General features: G+C 68.8%; 10 protein-coding genes and 1 pseudogene. 5 read left to right on the top strand and 6 right to left on the bottom strand.

Features of this window, described 5'->3' with window-relative positions; all coding sequences use genetic code 11:
* Window positions 1-10: 10 nt before the first annotated feature.
* Window positions 11-298 carry a hypothetical protein gene (locus ACZ6QO_RS05190; protein WP_465847829.1) on the bottom strand — a complete coding sequence of 96 codons (288 nt, stop codon included), beginning with the start codon at window positions 296-298 and terminating at the stop codon, window positions 11-13.
* Between the two features lie 17 nt (window positions 299-315).
* On the opposite strand from ACZ6QO_RS05190, the gene ACZ6QO_RS05195 reads away from it, so the two are divergent.
* The gene (locus ACZ6QO_RS05195; RefSeq protein ID WP_465847831.1) at window positions 316-885 is read left to right on the top strand and encodes a dihydrofolate reductase family protein; all 570 of its coding nucleotides are present in this window, start codon (window positions 316-318) and stop codon (window positions 883-885) included.
* A 139-nt stretch (window positions 886-1024) separates the two neighbouring features.
* Here ACZ6QO_RS05195 and ACZ6QO_RS05200 read toward each other — a convergent pair whose 3' ends face one another.
* Together ACZ6QO_RS05200 and ACZ6QO_RS05205 are read right to left on the bottom strand one after the other, a co-directional pair.
* Window positions 1025-1852: a hypothetical protein gene (locus tag ACZ6QO_RS05200; protein ID WP_465848096.1), complete on the bottom strand. Its 828-nt coding sequence runs from the start codon at window positions 1850-1852 to the stop codon at window positions 1025-1027.
* Window positions 1853-1953: 101 nt separating this feature from the next.
* Window positions 1954-2469: pseudogene (locus tag ACZ6QO_RS05205) on the bottom strand (N-6 DNA methylase); the annotation flags it as partial.
* Window positions 2470-2815: 346 nt separating this feature from the next.
* Between ACZ6QO_RS05205 and ACZ6QO_RS05210 the strand changes: the two are divergent.
* Both ACZ6QO_RS05210 and ACZ6QO_RS05215 read left to right on the top strand, forming a co-directional pair.
* Complete coding sequence (locus ACZ6QO_RS05210; RefSeq protein ID WP_465847833.1) at window positions 2816-9781, top strand: DNRLRE domain-containing protein; 6966 nt, start codon at window positions 2816-2818, stop codon at window positions 9779-9781.
* 99 nt (window positions 9782-9880) lie between these two features.
* Window positions 9881-10450, top strand: coding sequence for a hypothetical protein (locus tag ACZ6QO_RS05215; RefSeq protein WP_465847835.1), 570 nt, complete (start codon window positions 9881-9883; stop codon window positions 10448-10450).
* A 472-nt stretch (window positions 10451-10922) separates the two neighbouring features.
* Here ACZ6QO_RS05215 and ACZ6QO_RS05220 read toward each other — a convergent pair whose 3' ends face one another.
* Window positions 10923-13568, bottom strand: a complete 2646-nt coding sequence (locus ACZ6QO_RS05220; RefSeq protein WP_465847837.1) for an ATP-binding protein — start codon at window positions 13566-13568, stop codon at window positions 10923-10925.
* A gap of 84 nt (window positions 13569-13652) precedes the next feature.
* Between ACZ6QO_RS05220 and ACZ6QO_RS05225 the strand changes: the two genes are divergently transcribed.
* A complete protein-coding gene (locus ACZ6QO_RS05225) occupies window positions 13653-14204 on the top strand; it encodes a dihydrofolate reductase family protein (protein ID WP_465847839.1) in 552 nt (183 codons plus the stop codon).
* 225 nt (window positions 14205-14429) lie between these two features.
* Here the strand turns inward: ACZ6QO_RS05225 and ACZ6QO_RS05230 are convergent, their stop codons facing one another.
* A complete protein-coding gene (locus ACZ6QO_RS05230) occupies window positions 14430-15044 on the bottom strand; it encodes an ATP-binding protein (protein ID WP_465847841.1) in 615 nt (204 codons plus the stop codon).
* 218 nt (window positions 15045-15262) lie between these two features.
* Between ACZ6QO_RS05230 and ACZ6QO_RS05235 the strand changes: the two genes are divergently transcribed.
* Complete coding sequence (locus tag ACZ6QO_RS05235) at window positions 15263-16639, top strand: helix-turn-helix domain-containing protein (protein ID WP_465847843.1); 1377 nt, start codon at window positions 15263-15265, stop codon at window positions 16637-16639.
* A gap of 137 nt (window positions 16640-16776) precedes the next feature.
* Here ACZ6QO_RS05235 and ACZ6QO_RS05240 read toward each other — a convergent pair whose 3' ends face one another.
* Window positions 16777-17355 (bottom strand): TetR/AcrR family transcriptional regulator, encoded by a 579-nt coding sequence (locus ACZ6QO_RS05240; protein WP_465847844.1) that lies wholly within the window; start codon window positions 17353-17355, stop codon window positions 16777-16779.
* Window positions 17356-17360 lie beyond the last annotated feature (5 nt).

Genomic DNA, 17360 nt, shown 5'->3' on the forward strand with positions numbered 1-17360 from the left:
GAGGGATATCTCACACACGGCGTCGGGCCGCACCGTAACCGGCGGGCGACCCGGAAGTGCCGGTGCCGCGCACCCTGCCGTTCGTGAAGGTGTCGCACAACGTCAAGTCGAAAGCGACCGCGCCGGCCTGCGCCGCGGGCGCAAGAACCTGAACGCCCCGAGCGCTCGAATCGGTCGCGCGCTCGGTCTGCGGTCTGGTTCGCATCACGACGGTGTTGAGCAGGTGGGATCGGGCGCCGATGAGAAATGGCGCCGACAGCCGTCCAAGTAGACGTCCGGTGAAACGCGCTGCGCGCATCAAGGGAGAGCAACGAGATGAGACCACTGCGATACTCGATCAACGTCACGCTCGACGGCTGCTGCCATCACGAGGCAGGGCTCCCCCCGGACGAGGAGTCGATGCGTTACTGGACCGCTGAGATGGAGCGAGCCGATGCCCTGCTGTTCGGCCGGGTGACCTACGAGATGATGGAGTCGGCGTGGCGGAAGCCGGCCACGGACACGTGGCCTGAGTGGATGGATGAGTGGCAGATCCCGTTCGCCGAGACCATCGACCGGGCGAAGAAGTACGTCGTGTCGAGCACGCTGAGCGCGGTCGATTGGAATGCCGAGCTGGTGCGAGGCGACTTCGGGCGAGCGGTTCAGCGGCTCAAGCAGGAGTCAGGCGAGGGCCTGTGGGTGGGTGGCGTGACGCTCCCCCTGGCGTTGGCGGATCTGGGACTGATCGACGAGTACGAGTTCCTCGTGCAGCCGGTCCTCGCCGGACACGGGCCGACGTTGCTCGCCGGTCTGCGCGAGCGCATCCAGCTCGAGCCCGTGGACCGCCGTGAGTTCCAGTCGGGGGCGGTCGCCCTGCGATACCGGCCCACGCGAGTTACGGCTTGACGTGACGCTGTTCTCACCGCCTCTGCGACGCCGCCAGCCGGCAGGCCGGCAACGCGGAGAGCAATAAAAGGAAAGGGCACCGCGAGACGTGATGCGCCCTGTTGATGCTGGGCCGCTCAGATCGAGGCGGTCACCGTGGTCATGGAGGGTTCAGCCTTCCTCCCGTGAGCCCCATGGCGAGGGCGGACGCCGTCATCCGGCCGTACTTGGCGGCTTCACGAAGTTCGGCCTCGAAGGCGAACAGGTCACGCCAAACCTGGCCGTATCCGCGCTGATCGTCGAGCGGGAGGCGGGGGACGTGGGCGCGACGGGGGTCGAAGCGGCTCACGCCTGATTGGGTGCCGCTGCCGCTGACCGGCAAGGTACGGATGAACCCCGCGAGGAAGTAAGGGTCGAGACGCTCAGGGTGGGGCCTCAGCAGGGTGAGGCGCGGGCCGAGGAGCAGCCCGGCCTCCTCCGCCACCATGGTCGCGATCTCCCGATCGCGGGTCGCGACCACGACGTCACCCGGCTCTATCACGATGCGGTCCTCCGGCCGTGCGCGTGTCGTCGCCTGCCCGCCGGTGAAGACCTGACCGGCTTCGAGCACGAGCTGACCGGAACCCTCGGGGTCGTACCGGCCGGACTGGAGGATGGAAAGGGCGCCGGTCCGCTCCAACTCGGAGAGCGCCACCATCGGCATCTCACGAGCCCGGCAGGGAGCCGCGTGAGGCACCAGCGCGGCGAGACGTTCCAGACGGCCGAGGAACTCCGCCCGAACCGCAAGATAGTCACCCGCCTCCCCGTCTGCCACGCCGACGTGCCGTTCCGGACTGATGTCGACGTCCTCGTCGACCAGGTCGATGATCGGGACGGTACGGCTCTCGCCGGGCACGTCGAGCAATAGGCGAGCGACCCGCGCTGGCTCCTCATAGCCCCAGTTACGTTCGTTGAACGGCGGATGGCGCACCACCGCGTCCACGACCACGCCCGGCCAGGCGTCCTCCCGTAGAGAGTCCCCCTCTTCACCGCGCCGTCGACTCCCGCCAGTGACAGGCGTGCCTGCGCCAGCCGAGCCGGCGCCTCCTCGTGTTCCTGCCCGTACACGCGCTCGGCCTTGCCCATCGCGGCCAGGAGCATTCCCAGTCCGCAGGCTGGATCCAGGACCGTCCGGACATCAGGACCGGTGAGCTTTATCATGAGGTCCGCCACTTCGGCGGGCGTCTCGGCCGGCCGCCGCGACTGGACGTCGGCGAAGCGATCGAGCAGGAATCGAACGGCCTCGGTTGTGCCCCGCTCACCGGCGTACTGTTCGATCAGCTTCCAGGCCGGGCGGGGGACCAGCCGGGATCTGCCCTGGCCGCGCAGCAACTCGGTCGCCTCGGCGACCACATCTCCGAGGCGCAGGTCGTCGGCCGCCATCCTGATCTGCTGCCAGACCCGCTCACGCAGGGGGAGTTCCTCGATCTTGCCCTGGCCGAGCAGCCATGCTTCGACGGCCTTGAGGGAGAACGTCGGGCTGGTCGCCGTCCCGCCGACCGGCTCGGGAAAGTCCTCGTACCGCCGCCGCCAGTTGCTCACGGCCGCCCGGCCGACACCCGCCATCCGCGCGATGTCAGCCGAGGTGACCGTCGCCTCATCTCCGTGATCTCGGTGTTCGGTGCCCGGCTCTGGATGGTGTGCGACCCCCCGTAGGAAGCCGTTAGACCGGTCAGGGACGGCGCGTGAACGGCATGACCGGCAGGCTGCGGCAGCGGAACCACCGCCTCGAACGACTGGGAGGCCGACCTTTCCCGTCACTGAAAAGGGTCTTTACATAAGATCGCGACAGGTGTGATGATCACTCTGTTTTGACACATATGTTCGAAAGGATCGAGTGAGCCCATCACGAAAGTCGTCCGGCTTATCCAGCCGGACGCGCCGCCGCGCTGCCCTGATCGCCGTCCTGACTATGCCGCTCTCGCTGATGAGCGCGCCCGCGACCGCCCAAAGCCTCACGCCACCCCCTACCACCTCGCCCACCTCCAAGACGCCGCCACCAAGCGCCCCCGACACGCCTACCAGCAAAGCGCTGGCGTGGGCCAAGAAGGACAACCGGCGCATCGAGATCGAGTCACTGCGCTCGGAGACCGCCACCTACTACGCCAACCCTGACGGCAAGACCTTGCGGATGGAGCAGTACCTGGAGCCCATCCGGGTCAAGAACGCCAACGGCGACGGCTTCACCCCGATCGACACCACCCTCATCGCGGCAGACGGAGTCATCAGGCCCAAAGCGGCCAAGGACAGCCTGACGCTGTCCGCCGGCGGTAACACCGAAGCGATCAAGAGCAGGAATGGCGACATCGCCGCCCGGATCGACGCTCCGCGCACGTTGCCCAAGCCCACGCTCGACGGCAGCACCGCCACCTACCCCTCCGCCTACGGCAAGGGCATCGACCTGGTCGTCACCGCCACCGCGACCGGGTTCCGCCAGCAGATCGTGATCCGCCAACGCCCCGCCGGACCGGTGATCTTCCGCGTTCCGGTGGATCTGCCCAAGGGCCTCTCCTTCGGCAAGAACGCCAAGGGACAGCCGGCGCTGAAGAGCGAGGACGGCAAGCACAGCCTCGACATCCGGCCCGCGGCGCTGCTGGACGCGGCCGCAGCCGACGCGAACGCCGACCTCGGGGCCGTCCGGGTCGGCAGGGCGCAGGTGAGCCTGGACGGCTCAGCGCTGGCGTATCGCCCCGACCCCGCCTTCCTCGCCGACCCGGCAACGACGTACCCGGTGACCATGGCCGCTGTGGACGACGACTGGTATGAGTGCACCCTCGGCGGCGCCCCTTGCCCTGCGGGCGACCCGATGGACACCTACATCAACGACGTTGACCTCACCGACAGCTGGGACATGCACTACCGCGACCAGATGTGGGTCGGGAAGTCCTACGCCAGCGGCATCGCCAAGCGCTGGCGCGCCTACATCCAGTTTCCGCTTCCCGGGGCGAGCGACCCGTTCTGGGGCTCTGAAATCCAGAACGCCGACCTGGAGCTGTGGAACTACCTGTCCAACGACTGCGGCGAGTTCGTCGGGTCCGGGATCACCGCCCGGCAGGTCACCTCTGACTGGGACCAACTGACCCTGCAATGGGGCCAGCAGCCGTCGGTCACCAACGTGGGCGCGGACACCGAGTACGGTGCTTACAGTCCCGACTGCTTCGGTTCGATGAACTATGAGCACGACCTCATCCACTCGGTCGACGACATCGTCCAGGCATGGGCGGACGGGGAAACGAACTACGGATTCCGGCTCTCCGCAGGAGATGAATCCGAACTGCGGAATTGGCGGCGTTACCGCACCCGCGAGCAGACCAGTGGCTATCCCGCCCACGGTCCCCGGCTCACAGTCGACTTCGAGCCGCCGGCGCCCGCGCGTCAGGAGACGGTCGTCCTCGCTGTGCCGGAGCCCTTGGATACTCTCCCCACCGACTACGACGAGGCGGTGGCGCTTTCGACGCGTTCGGGGACGACGCCGGGTGAGTTCGACTCGATCAACGTGCCCGACGCGGTGCTCGACGCCACCCTCGCCAACCGCAGCGCGATGGCGGATACGGTCGGCACCGACAGACTCACCCCGGACGAGCCGGGCGTTCCGGAGCAGGACGACACGAGCGGTGGCGACGGAGAGGATGTCGTAGCTCCGAGGATACTTTCCCACGAGCCTGCCGCCGACGCGGTCGAGGTGCCGCTCGACGCGGTGGTGCGGGTCACGTTCTCCGAGGCTGTCGGCCTCACGGAGGTCAAGGTGCGGGCGCCTGACGGTACGGATGTCGCGGGTTCCCTGGCCGACGGCGACGAGGACACTGTCGTGACGTTCACCCCGGACCGGCCCCTGGCCCCGGGGACCGAGTACTCGGCCGAAGTCTCCTGGGCGACGGACGCTTCGGAGAACACGACAGAGCCGTACACGTGGTCCTTCCGAACGGTCGACCAGGCAGCGGGGCGTTGGACGTTCGACGAGGGGGACGGTCGTACGGCCGCCGACTCGTCGGGCAATGATCATCACGCGGGCCTGAACGACACCGCGGAATGGATCGCAGGCAAGAGCGGGAACGCGGTCTCCAACGTGCCGTCGCAGGCGCGGATCGCCGCCTCGCGGTCGGCGGCCGAGCAGGGTAAGGCCGTCGAGGTTGTCGACGAGACGACCGCCACCGGCATCACCTACGCCCAGCCGGATGGGAAGAGTTTCAAGACCGAGGTCACGGCCGGTCCGGTGCGAACCAGGCAGGGCGGCGGATGGGTGCCGATCGACACCACCTTGACGGAGCAGGGCGGCAAGCTGCGGCCCAAGGCCCTCGCTGAGGGCGCGGTCCTGGAGATCTCCGCCGGTGGCACGGGTCCGTTCGTGAAGATGGCCGCCGACGGGAAGTCGTACGCGCTGCGCTGGCCGACGCCGCTGCCCAAGCCGACCGTCAAGGGCAGTGTGGCCACCTACACCGATGCCGCGGGCGTGGGCGCCGACCTGGTGGTGACGGCGTCGCCGACCGGGTTCCGGTATGAAGTGGTGCTGCGGCAGCGGCCCGCCAAGCCGCTGCAGCTACGTATCGGCGTCGACGACGAGGGCTTGACTCTGACCGAGGGCAAGGGCGGTCGGCTGCTACTGAAGAGCAAGGACAAAAGGCTGGTGGCCGCGGGGGCGCGGCCGGCCATGTGGGACGGCAGTGGCAAGGGCCGGCTCGCGTCGGCCAAGCGCGGCAAGGCCGGTACGGACGTGGTCACCAGGGACGGCCGTAGGCAGCTGGTGGTCAAGCCGGACCAGGCGTTCCTGGCCGACGCAGGCACCACCTACCCGGTGCGCGTGGCCGCGGCGGTCACGCTGCCGCTCGGCGCCGACGTCGAGGTCACCACCTACGACACGGTCGACTCACCCGCGTTGCCTGACAACCCGTACATGCTCATCGGCACCGATACGAGCGGATACAAGTCGCGGGCGCATCTGCGGTTCGACACCACGAGCCTGCAGGGCACCACGGTGACCGCCGCCACGCTGTCGATGAACACCATCGACGCTCACAACTGCGGTCCCGCGCTCACCAACGGCATCCAGGTCGCCCGCCTGACCAGCGCCTGGGACCCGGACAACATGTACTGGACCAACAAGCCCACCCACACCACCGAGGACGCCTCCACCAACTTCAAGGGCGTCACCCCGGACTGCGAGCCCTGGCCGGACAGCATGGACTGGAACGTCACCGGCATCGCGCAGGACTGGGCCGCCGGCGCCGCCAACCACGGCCTGGTGCTCAAATCGCCCGGCGAGGCGAACATCAACAACTACAGATTTTTCACCGCCTCCGAAGACACCGACTTCAACATCCCGCCGAAGCTCACCATCACCACCAGCGGGCCCGCCTCCGCACCTACCGTCACCAACCTGGCCATCAGCCCAGCGCAGGCGAGCGGCGGCACCACCACAGTCACCTCGCTCACCCCGCAACTCGCCGCGACCGTCACCGACACCGCGAGTGGCACCCTCACCGGCCAGTTCGAGGTCGAACACGATCCGGCCGCCACCGGGCAGGGCAGCGGCCAGATCTGGACCGGCGCCTCGCAGCCGGTCACGTCCGACGCCCGAGCCGCAGTCAGCGTCCCCGCGGGCAAGCTGACCGACGGCTGGAAGATCCGCTGGCGGGCCCGCGCGGCCAACGCCACCGCCTCAACCACCTCGGCGTGGTCGGCCTGGCAGACGGCTACGGTCGATGTGCCCAACCCGACCGTCGGCGCCTTCCAGGTCACCCCCTCCCAGGTGGTGAACGGTGTCATCACGGCCACCAGCCTGATCCCGTCCCTGCAGACCACGGTCACCGACCCGGCCGCACAGCCGGTACGGGCCGAGTTCGAACTCGAGCACGACCCGGCCGCCACCGGGCAGGGCAGCGGCCAAATCTGGACCGGCGCCGTGAACAACGCCGCCTCCGGCACCCAAGTCTCGGCGACCGTCCCCGGCGGGAAGCTGAATGACGGGTGGAAGGTGCGCTGGCGGGTCCGGGCGGTCAACGCCACCACCACGGTCGGTTCGCCGTGGTCGGACTGGCAGAACCTGGCCGTGGACGTGCCGGACCCGGTCTCCGAACCGGCCGTGGGCGCGCTGCAGGTCACCCCGTCCGAGCAGGTGGACGGCACCACCGTCACCCCCACCCGCACCCCGGCGTTGCTGGTCCAGGTGATCGACCCGGCCGGCCAGGCGCTGCGGGCCGAGGCCGAGATCGAGCACGACCCGGCCGCACCCGAAGGCCAGGGCGCCGGCCAGATCTGGACCGGCAGCGCGGACAACGTGCCGGTCGGCACCCAGGCGAGCATCGCCGTCCCGGCGGACACGCTGACCGACGGCTGGAAGGTGCGCTGGCGGGCCCGCGCGGTCTCATCCACCGCCACATCCGCCTGGTCGGACTGGCAGTCCTTCACCGTCAGCCTGCCCAAGCCCACCGCCACCGGCCTGACGATCACCCCGTCCAAGGTGGTGGACGGCGTGACGGTGACCACCACGCTCACCCCCACGTTGCAGGCCACTCTCACTCATCCGTCCGGCCAGGCGCTGCGGGCCGAGGCCGAGATCGAGCACGACCCGACGGCACCCGCCGGGCAGGGCACCGGCCAGATCTGGACCGGCGCCATGGACGGTGTTACCTCCGGCACCCAGGCGAGCGTCGCCGTCCCCAACGGGAAGCTGGCCGACGGGTGGAAGGTGCGCTGGCGCCTGCGCGCGGTCGCCGGCGACGCCTCCTCGGCCTGGTCGGACTGGCAGCAGATCACCGTCAATGTCATCCAGCCGGGCGAGGAGCCCCTGGCCCAGACCACCGAAACGGTGATCCGCACCGACCAGAGCTTCACCGCCGCCGCCTGGCTGCGCTGGAGCGACAAGGACGGCGACTACACCGTCCTTGAGCAGAAGGGCACTCACCAAGCGCCCTTCCGGCTCGGCAACACTCCCGATCACGGGCTGGTGTTCACCCTCACCAGCGCCGACGCCACCGGTGCGACGGTGGAGGGCGTGCTGTCCGGGATCGAGCCGCCCGTGGATGAGTGGTTCCACCTGGTGGGCGTGTACGACGCGGACACCCGTACGGCCACCTTGTATCTGAACGGGGCACAGGCCGGGACCGCGCAGTTGTCCTTCCCCGCCTGGAACGCCCAGGCCCCGCTACGGATCGGCGCGGCGATGGCAGGGAGCATCGACGAGGCCGTGGCCTATCAGCGGCCGCTGTCGGCCAGCGGAGTCGCCGACCTGTTCACGCAGGCCCAGGCGGCCTCGGCTCCGGTAGCGTCGTCCGCGAAGGCGAGCCCGGCCCGTACATCGCCCAGTGGCACGACGAGCGTCTCTTCCGCCGCCGCGGAGGACGGCAGCTTCTACAACCGGATCAACCTGGAGGGTTGTCAGACACTGGACAACAACTACGACGGAGATACGGCGGACTCCTACGAGACCTGGATGAAGGGAAAATTCGCCTACGGTCAGTCCCGCATTCACGAATCCAGCTACAATTATTGCTGGTCATCCTACATCTATGTCCTGGAATTCGCCGAGAATCCGATCACGGGTGTGATGAAAAGGTCCGCGAAGCGGTCAGCGCAGCTCCAGAACGCGAAGCGGAAGAACGGGCAGAAGGTCGAGATCGAGGATGACGACGCCTTCCGGTTCCGCGCCACCTGGGTCATGCACTCCTATCTCGGCAACTCGAAGGGCAACGAGTTCTCCGTGCCGCAGCTGGAGCTTTCGCCTCAGAAATTCAAGGTCTTCGCGCGCCTCGATCAGCTGGCGATCGTGGGCGGCGACAATGCTGTGAAGGTCCCGTCGAGCGACCTGAGCGGGATGTCCATGCAGATCGTGGCCGGCCGGGGGCCGCAGGACAAATGCAACGTCATCTCTGATGAGAGCGGGCCGTTCGGGTTACGTGATGTGTCCGCCTGGCATGCCTCCTCCGACGCCCTGTTCGTCTACGGGTGGCCGGCCGGCATCACGAGCGGCACCCAGCGGTGCGAGATCCCTCTCGCCGTCTTCATGCCGGGTGAGGACCCGGGCACGGGCGTGGCCATTCCGCTCTGGAGTCGCACACTCGTCGACAGCCGTAACATCGTCGAGGAGAATCTGGTCCTCCGGCACGGATCGGGGATTCCCATCAGTCCCTGGGACGGTAAGCCGTACACGCAACTGGTGCCCAAGGTGCAGTGCGACTGGGAGAAAGCCGGCTTCGGAAAGCGTCAACGGAAGGGCGGGTGCATCAACCTCGGTGTATCCCGGGTGTTCGTGATGTCCAAGAGCAGGAACAGTAACTTCCTCGAGGTCATCAAGCACATCGAGAAGGCGCTCAACCGGTCGGTCAACGCGGGCACCGCACCGCCGAAGCGACCGGGCCACAATTGGGCCGACCCCATGTATCCACCTGCGAAGACCAGCACGGTGAGCCCCGTGAGCAAGGTGATCCCCGGAAACTGGGCCGCGGGCGGCGCCGCGCTGACCAAGGTCAACGATGCTGGCGGGACCTACAACCGAAGTTTCTTCCAGAATATCGAGTTCGTCACGGACCACGGTACGGCTGACGAGAAACACTGGCCGGACCTTCCCCTGGGTCCCAACGGCACCCGGCCGAAGCCGACGAGTAAACAGCTCATAGGAGTGAACCTGTGCAAGTACTACTTCTGGGATGACTACAAGACGGCGACGAAATGGGCCTACGGGGTGCCGCAGGCGGGCTGGCTACAGTGTGACGAGTATCCATTCGCGTCGACGCTGGAAGGCGCCGGCAAGAAGGACGGGAACTACTCCATCCAAGCGGTTTCCAAGCAGCACAACCTGGATCACGGGGCTGCTCTCGACAGTTTCTACGCCGACTATCGTGTCGTGCCCGGTAATCAGTTCTGGGTCAAGATCGTGAGCTGATCCGGACAATGCTCTGGTTCCTAGCTGAACGTCTGTGAGTGGAGGCGGTCACCCGCCTCCACTCACAGACTTGCCCGAACCTGCGAAAGGATCTGTCTGTTGAACCTGCGAGCGATGCCCGCGGAGAGCCAGTGGGATCTCCTGGAGGAGTACCTCCTGAACAGCCGCTTCGATGTGGCATGGATCGACACGGAGAAGATCGATGAAGCCGCAGAGCGTTTCCGGGTGGATCCGGGCTCTGGGGTTCTCTGCGATCTCGATACCGCGTTCGGCCTGATCGACGATGACGATGAGGAGACTCTGGTCTGGCTCGGGACGCACTCCCCTGGCTGGTCTGTCTCGGTCACCATGAACAGAGGTTTCACGCTGTCCGAAGAAGCGAGCGCGGGAGGAAGGGGCGTCCTCGCTCACTGGCACATGGCCGACATGTATGAGCTTGCCGATGAGGGGATGGTCTACTACCACGACGGAGAGTACGTGGGCAGGGTGGGCGAGGAGGCGTTCCAGGATTACGCGCGGGACCTGGACCTAGATGACGCCGGGTTCCGGGAGCTGGTGGAGTACTACCTCATCCTGGCGGGGCGGATCACGGGCCGGTTTCTCGACCGGGACTGGTTCGCGACGTCACGCGTTCTCTACCGCGTCCCCCGCGACGCCTGGCCGTGCTGAACGAGCCTTCCCTCACGCATCGCTTGAGAAGTACGGGTCGCGACGCCCGCCGCCCGCACCTCGTACGCGTGCTCTCAGGCGGCGCGATCTGAAGGAGTTCAGGACCTTTCTCGACGGCCACGTCGACGGCACGTTGCCGGGCACCATGATCAGGTTGCTGGACGACACGCAGGTCCGTGCCGGCCATCTACGGAACCCGGGGCTGGCCCGCCTGATCGAATGTGCCAACGCCGCGACCGCCGTGCTCATCTCGGGTGACCGGAAGGCGGGCCCGTTGACTCCACCGGGATGCGGTTGCGGCTGGCCTGGCGGACCGGCCTTTTAGCCGACGACTCACTTGGCGAGTCGGCGGTAGCGGATGAGGGCTACGGCGATGGCCACGAACGATGCGAAATGGTCGGCCCGGCGTTCGTAACGGTTGAAGAAACGCATCCACGATCGATCCACCGATCAACCCCGAACGAGTCACGGTCTAAGCGTGAGCTCCGATGGCGAGGGTCTGGGCGAGTTCGAAGGCGGCGTCGAGGCGCTTCCAGATCGCGGCCGAGGCGGCCAGCGCGGCCTCGTCGTCGTGGTGCCTGGCCCTGGCACGGGCCAGGCACGCCGCCGCCCAGTCGTTCTCATGCGCGGCGGGCGCGGCGGCCGAGAGGTAGGCGGCGGCGTCGGGAAGCCCGGCGACGACGGCCAGCTCCGCGCCGGCGGCTCTGGCGTAGGTCTCGTGACGGCTCAGCGGATAGCCGACGAAGGCCCGCCTGACCAGGTTTTCCGCGTCGGAAAGGTCGCCGGTGTGCACCGCCGTGCGGGCGTCGGTGAAGGCGGCGAAGGGTGCGACACCGGGCGCCTGGTCGAAGTCGGTGATGCCGAGGATCTCCATCGCGCGATCGCGCCAGCGGAGGGCGGCGCGCATGTCGCCGAGCAGTCCATGAGCCAGGGCGACGGGAAGCACCCCGCCGGTGACCAGGGCCGGTGCCACGGGGCGGCCACTGCGCTCCCAGCCGGCCCACATCCCGGGTGCCAGCTCGATCGCCTCGTCCAGGCGTCCGGTGAGGACCAGCACGGTGATCAGCTTGCCCGCGGGCGCGAATGGGCCCGCACCCGCGAGCTCGTCGCGCACGAGCAGATGGGCGGCCGAGCTCGCCGCCGGCAGGTCTCCAGCGGCGACCGCGTAGGTGACGGCCATGTGGAGGATGTCGGCGATCTCCGGTCCGGTGGCCGGATCATGTCGCGGCAGTTTCGCCAGCAGGCCGAGCCGTTCCGTGGCCAGGGCGTGCGCGCGTTTCAGCCGTCCGGCCCTGGTGGCCGCGGCGCCGGTCGCGTCGAGGGCGGCGCTGACCAGCACCGGGTCCCCGGCCGCACGCGCCAGCGCCACCGCCTGGTCGGCGAGCTCGGCTGAGGGGGCACGCCACGTCGCACCCGCCTCCCACGCGGCGGCGACGGCCAGGGCGGCCCGCACGACGGGATCGCGTGGATCGCCGAGATCGCGTGCCCGGTCGAGGAGGCGGTGGAGCCGCTCGCGGGGGATCTCAGCGTCCGGGTCGGTATGGAACCTGTTGGCCACCTCGACGGCCCTGGCCAGCATGATGGCCGCTGTGTCGTCGTCGTCCGCTCGTTCCGCGGCCTCGAGCAGCAGGTCGAACGGCACGAGCTGCGAATTGGTGCGCAGCAGCTCGGCGTCGGCCGCCATGCGCAGGTGCTCGGCCTCCATCAGCGGCGTGGGTGCCAGCCTGGCCGCGTCCCTGAAGTGCCCGGCGGACTCCGCGATGAACCGGCGGGCATAGGTGAGGTTTCCCAGAGACCGGGCCAGGGCGTGATCGGCCCGTGCGGCGCGCAGGTCGTCGGCGACGATGTCGAACTCCGCGCGCCACTCGCCGGTCAGCCTGCTCTCCAGGTCGGAGGCAGTGCGCGCCGCCCATCGCAGATGTGCCCGCGCCGTCTGCTCCACCTCGCCGGAGGACGTGAGCTGTCTCATCGCGAAGGCCCGGATGGTCTCCAGCATCCGCCACCTGCTCACCACACCGCGCTGGTGGACGATCATGCTCTTGTCCGCCAGCCGGCCGAGCAGGTCGGCGGCCACACCCCGGTCACCGGCCGTGCCGACCTCCGCGGCCGCGCGCAGGTCGAACGCGCCGGCGAACAGCGCGAGCCGCCGGAACAGCGCGCGTTCCTCCTCGTCGAGGAGTGCGTGGCTCCAGCCGATGACGTGGCCGAGCGACCTGTGCCGCTCGTGGGTCCCGCGCACGCCCGCCAGCAGCCGCAGGCTGTCGTCCAGCCCGGCGAGCAGGCCGTCGGCTCCCAGTACGGTGGCCCGCGCGGCGGCGAGTTCGATCGCCAGCGGCATCCCGTCCAGGCGGGCGCAGAGCGCGGCCACGACGTCCGCGTCGGCCTCGAAGGCGGGATCGGCGGCGCGAGCCCGATCCAGGAACAGCAGCTCGGCATCGGAACCCAGCGGCAGTGGGGAGAGCCGGACGACGCGCTCACCGGGCACGGCGAGCCGCTCCCTGCTGGTGGCCAGGACGGTCAGCTCGGCGCAGCGGGTCAGCATGCCGGACACGAAGTCGGCCACCTGGTCGACGAGGTGCTCGCAGTTGTCCAGGATCAGCAAGGTCCTGCCGCGGCCGAACCGATGGGTGATCGATGTGATCAGAGGCTGCTGCGGCGACTCGGTGACGCCGAGGACGGCGGCCACGTCCTCGCTGATGAACCCGCCGCGCACCGGAACCAGGTCGACGAACGCTCCGCCGTACGGCCACGACCCGGCCGCGACCGCGGCCAGCCTGCTCTTCCCCACACCGCCGGGCCCGAGCAGCGTCACGAGCCGCTCGCCGTGGAGCGCCTCGACGATCGTTTCGAGCTCGCGGGCACGGCCGACGAACGTGGAGCGCGATCCGGGCAGTCCCGCGATGTGTCCCGGTAGCAGGATGTCCTCCGGTGGCCGGTCTGGCCCGGCGATCGCGGCCAGCTCCGATCTGCCCGCCACTCCGTACTTGCGCAGGAGCGAGGAGACGTGGCTCTCGACCGTTCGCACCGAGATGCGCAACTGCCGCGCGATCTGCGCGTTGGACCGCTGCGCGCCGAGCAGGCCGAGCACCTCCACCTCGCGACGCGACACCTGGCTCATCGGGCCATTATTACCTGCATTACGTGGCCTTTCCGTGGTCACCACGGATGCCGGCCCGTACCGGCGAACGGCACGATCAACGCCATGAAGACCATCGCATCTGCCAGTGTCTCCCTCGACGGCGTCATCGAGAACCCCCACGAGTGGTCGATGAAGTACAACGACCAGGAGGGCCTGCGGCTCACGCTCGACACCCTCTTCGGCGCTGACGCCCTGCTGATGGGGCGGATCACCTACGAAGGGTTCGCCGCCGCCTGGCCGAACATGCCCCCCGACGAGGCCGGGTTCGCCGAGCGGATGAACTCCATGCCCAAGTACGTCGCCTCCACCACCCTGGAGAAGGCCGACTGGAACAACACGACGATCATCAACGGCGACCTGGCCGACGAGGTCCGCCTGATGAAGGAGCGGTCCGGCGGCCACATCCTGATCTACGGGTTCGGCCCGATCGCGCACACGCTGCTGCGGGCGGGGCTGCTCGACGAGATCCGCCTCGCCATCTGCCCGGTTCTCGTCGGCCGGGCATCCTTCCCCGACGGCCTGCTGTTCCAGGAGGGACTCACAGCGGCCATGGAACTCGCCGACGTGCGGGCACTCGGCACAGGCTCCATCAGCGTCACCTACCGCCCCCTCTGACCGGCCGGCCGTTCCCCGAGCACTGTTCGCCCCCGCGCGAAGCGGTCACAGGCGGCGACGATGCCGAAGGCTTCTTCACCGCCGAGGTGGACAGAGCCTTCTCCGCCGCGTCACCTCCTTCAGCGGAGAGCCCGCTTCGTCTCCTTCGGAAAGCACTCGTTCGAAGGTTCGGCCGGCGGCCACGTCGTCGCGTGAGTTGAGTGAGCGCTTCCGTGCGGCGTCGCGCTACGCGTCGGTGCCCGGGTTCGAGTGGTGAAGCCGCCACTGGCGGAGGCGGGCGAGGCCGGGGCGGAGGTCGGGGAGGGCGGCGTAGGGGGTGCGCGGGCCTGAGGCGGTGGGGAGGGCGAAGCCGACGGCCTTGCCGGGGGAGTCGGTGGTGGTCGTGGTGGTGCGGTACGCCTGGCAGTGGCCCTGGGACAGCTCGTAGGTCAGCAACAGGCCGCGCCCGTTCTCGGCGAGGAGCGACAGGTCGGGCTCGGGCAGGGTCGCCAGCCGCTGGAAGGCGTCGCTGATCTTCTCAGGCTCCGGGTCGCCGTCGACGACCTCGCACCAGGTGGGGACGCCGTCGATCCGGAAGACGCGCAGCTCGTACGGGCGCCGGCCGTGCCGTTCAGCGTTCGCGGCCAGCTCGGCGACCACGATCTCGGCGTCGGTGATCGCGTCGACGTTAACTCCCGCCTGCCGTAGCACCTCCCTGACCACGGTGCGCGCCCGGCGCGCCGCCGAGCCGGGCTGCAGGATTCTCACGAGCACCCGGATGTCCTTGCGCAGCGCGGTGGCGGCCGGTGGCTCGTCCGGCCGCTGGGAAAGGGGGTGCGGGTCGGGGTCGACGGGGGGCATGACGGTGCTCCGTTCGTTGCGGTGACGGTGCACAGCAGGAAAGACCGCCGGGGGAGCGCGCGGAACGGCGTCGCGTGCGCGTTGATCAGGGGCGTGGCATGGTGTACGCCGGAAGTGGTCGATCTCTGGTCGTTTGATCCGAAGGGCTTGGCGCGGAGCCGAGACCGATGTAATCGTCATCACATTTAGTGGTCATGCGATTACCGAGGGGGTCCGGCGTGGGGGTACGGGGAGAGCAGACCGGTCGTCCGGAGCTGGTGAGGGCGCGGCGGCGCAAGGGGCTCAGCCAGGAGGCGGCGGCCGAGGCGGTCGGGGTCTCGCCGACGACCTGGGCGCGCTGGGAACGCGGTGAGCAGGGGGTACGCGCGCGGCACCGGTCGCGGATGGCCGCGGTGTTCGGCGTCGAGGCCATCGAGGTCGAACGATGGGTGGAGGGGTGGGCCTTCGTGGAGACACCTTCCTGGCCGCTCGTGGACTGTGGAGGCGGATCGCTGGAGGCTACGGTGAAGTCGGCCGACCTGCTGTGGAGGTTCGAGATGGATCCGTCCCGCCGTCACCTGCTGGCCACGCTGCCGTTCGTCCCGGCCGCGCTTGGTGAGTGGCTGACGTCCTGGACCTACGACACCCCGGCCGCCTCCACGGCGCACGCCGGGGCGGGCCGTGCGGTCGGCATGGCCGACGTGCAGCGGATCAATGAGGCGCGGCAGGCGTTCGGCCAGATGGACCACCAGTTCGGCGCCGGCCTGGTCCGCCCGGTCGTCCTGCGCTACCTCAACGGCAACGTCACCCCACTGCTCCACGGCCGCTACGACGACAAGGTCGGCGCCGAGCTGATGAGCGCAGCCGCGGGCATGAGCAGGATGGCGGGCTGGACGGCCTTCGACATGAGCCTTCACGGCCAGGCGCAACAGCACTTCGGCCAAGCCCTCAGGTTCGCCAAGGCGGCCGACGCCCCCTTGGTGGCAGCCTGGGTACTGACGGCCATGACCCGGCAGGCCATCCACATCGACCAGCCCCTCTGGGCTCTGCGGCTCTCCCGCTCGGCCGTGGACACCGCACGCCAGGCGCAGGCATCGCCTCGGGTCATGGCCCTGATGACCGTGCGCGAAGCCTGGGCGACGGCGCTGAACGCCAAACCCGGTGAGACGGGCGACAAGCACAGCGCCAGGCAGGTCGAACAGCTGCTCGCCGAAGCTGAACGCGCCTACGAACAGGGTCCCAGCGATCGTGATCCGGCCTGGATCGGTTTGCATGAGTGGGCGGAGTTGAACGCCGAGGCCGGGCAGTCGTGGGGCCTGCTCGGCGAGCACCAGCGCGCGGCCGCCTGCGCCGAAGCCGCGGTGGACGCCTTCCATGACCGCCTGCCCCGCTCGGCGCAGTTCAACCGGGTACACGCCGCGGACGCCTACCTCGGGATGAACGAACTGGAGCAGGCCCTCGACTCGGCCAGGGCCGCCATCCCGATGGCCAAGACGCTGAGCTCCGCCCGCTCGGTCGAGTTCATCCAAGCGTTCGCCGACCGCCTCGAACCGCACGGCACCACCGTCGCGGTAAGAGAGTTCCGCGACCACCTGCGCGCCGAACTGGTGGCGTGAGGCAGCACCTGGACGGTTTGGCGGATACCGCCATAAGTCGGAACTGATCGGAAGAGACGGCCAATCACTGTGAGTCATCGAGACCAGGCATAGTCCGGGACGGCTTCGGCAGGGGACGGCACCATTGTCGTCCCTGGTCAGGTCAGGGAGTCGATCCAGCGTTCCAGGCGGCGGCCCTCGGTGGACATGAGTTCGGGGTCGCGGAAGGTGTTGGTCAGGAGGGAGATGCCCTGGTAGGCGGCGATCAGGGCCACGGCGAGTTCGCGTGAGTCGGGGCGGCCCATCGCCTGGAACTGGTGCTCGGTCCAGTCGAGCAGGACTCGCATGATCTCGGCGATCTGGCGGTCCAGGCCGTCTTCGCGTTTGTCGAGTTCTGAGGCCAGCGTTCCGGTGGGGCAGCCGTACCGGGCCGCGAGATCGCGCTGCTCCACCCATCCGGCCACGAGAGCCTTCAGCCGCTCCTGCGGGGTGGGCAGCGCGTCGAGCGCGGCGATGATCGCCTGCAGGTTCTGCCCGTGCGCGTCGATCGCAGCCTCGACGAGCTGGTCCTTGGTCTTGAAGTAGTAGTAGACGTTGCCCACGGGTACGTCGGCCGCCCGTGCGATGTCGGCGAGCGTCGTCTTCTCGACACCCTGTTCGTGCAGTACGCGGGCCGCGGCCGTGGCCAGCCGCTCCCGCTTGCCCGGCTTCCGCCGCACCTTCGCTGAGTGAGTCACCTGAC

The organism is Sphaerisporangium sp. NPDC049457, from assembly GCF_055586705.1.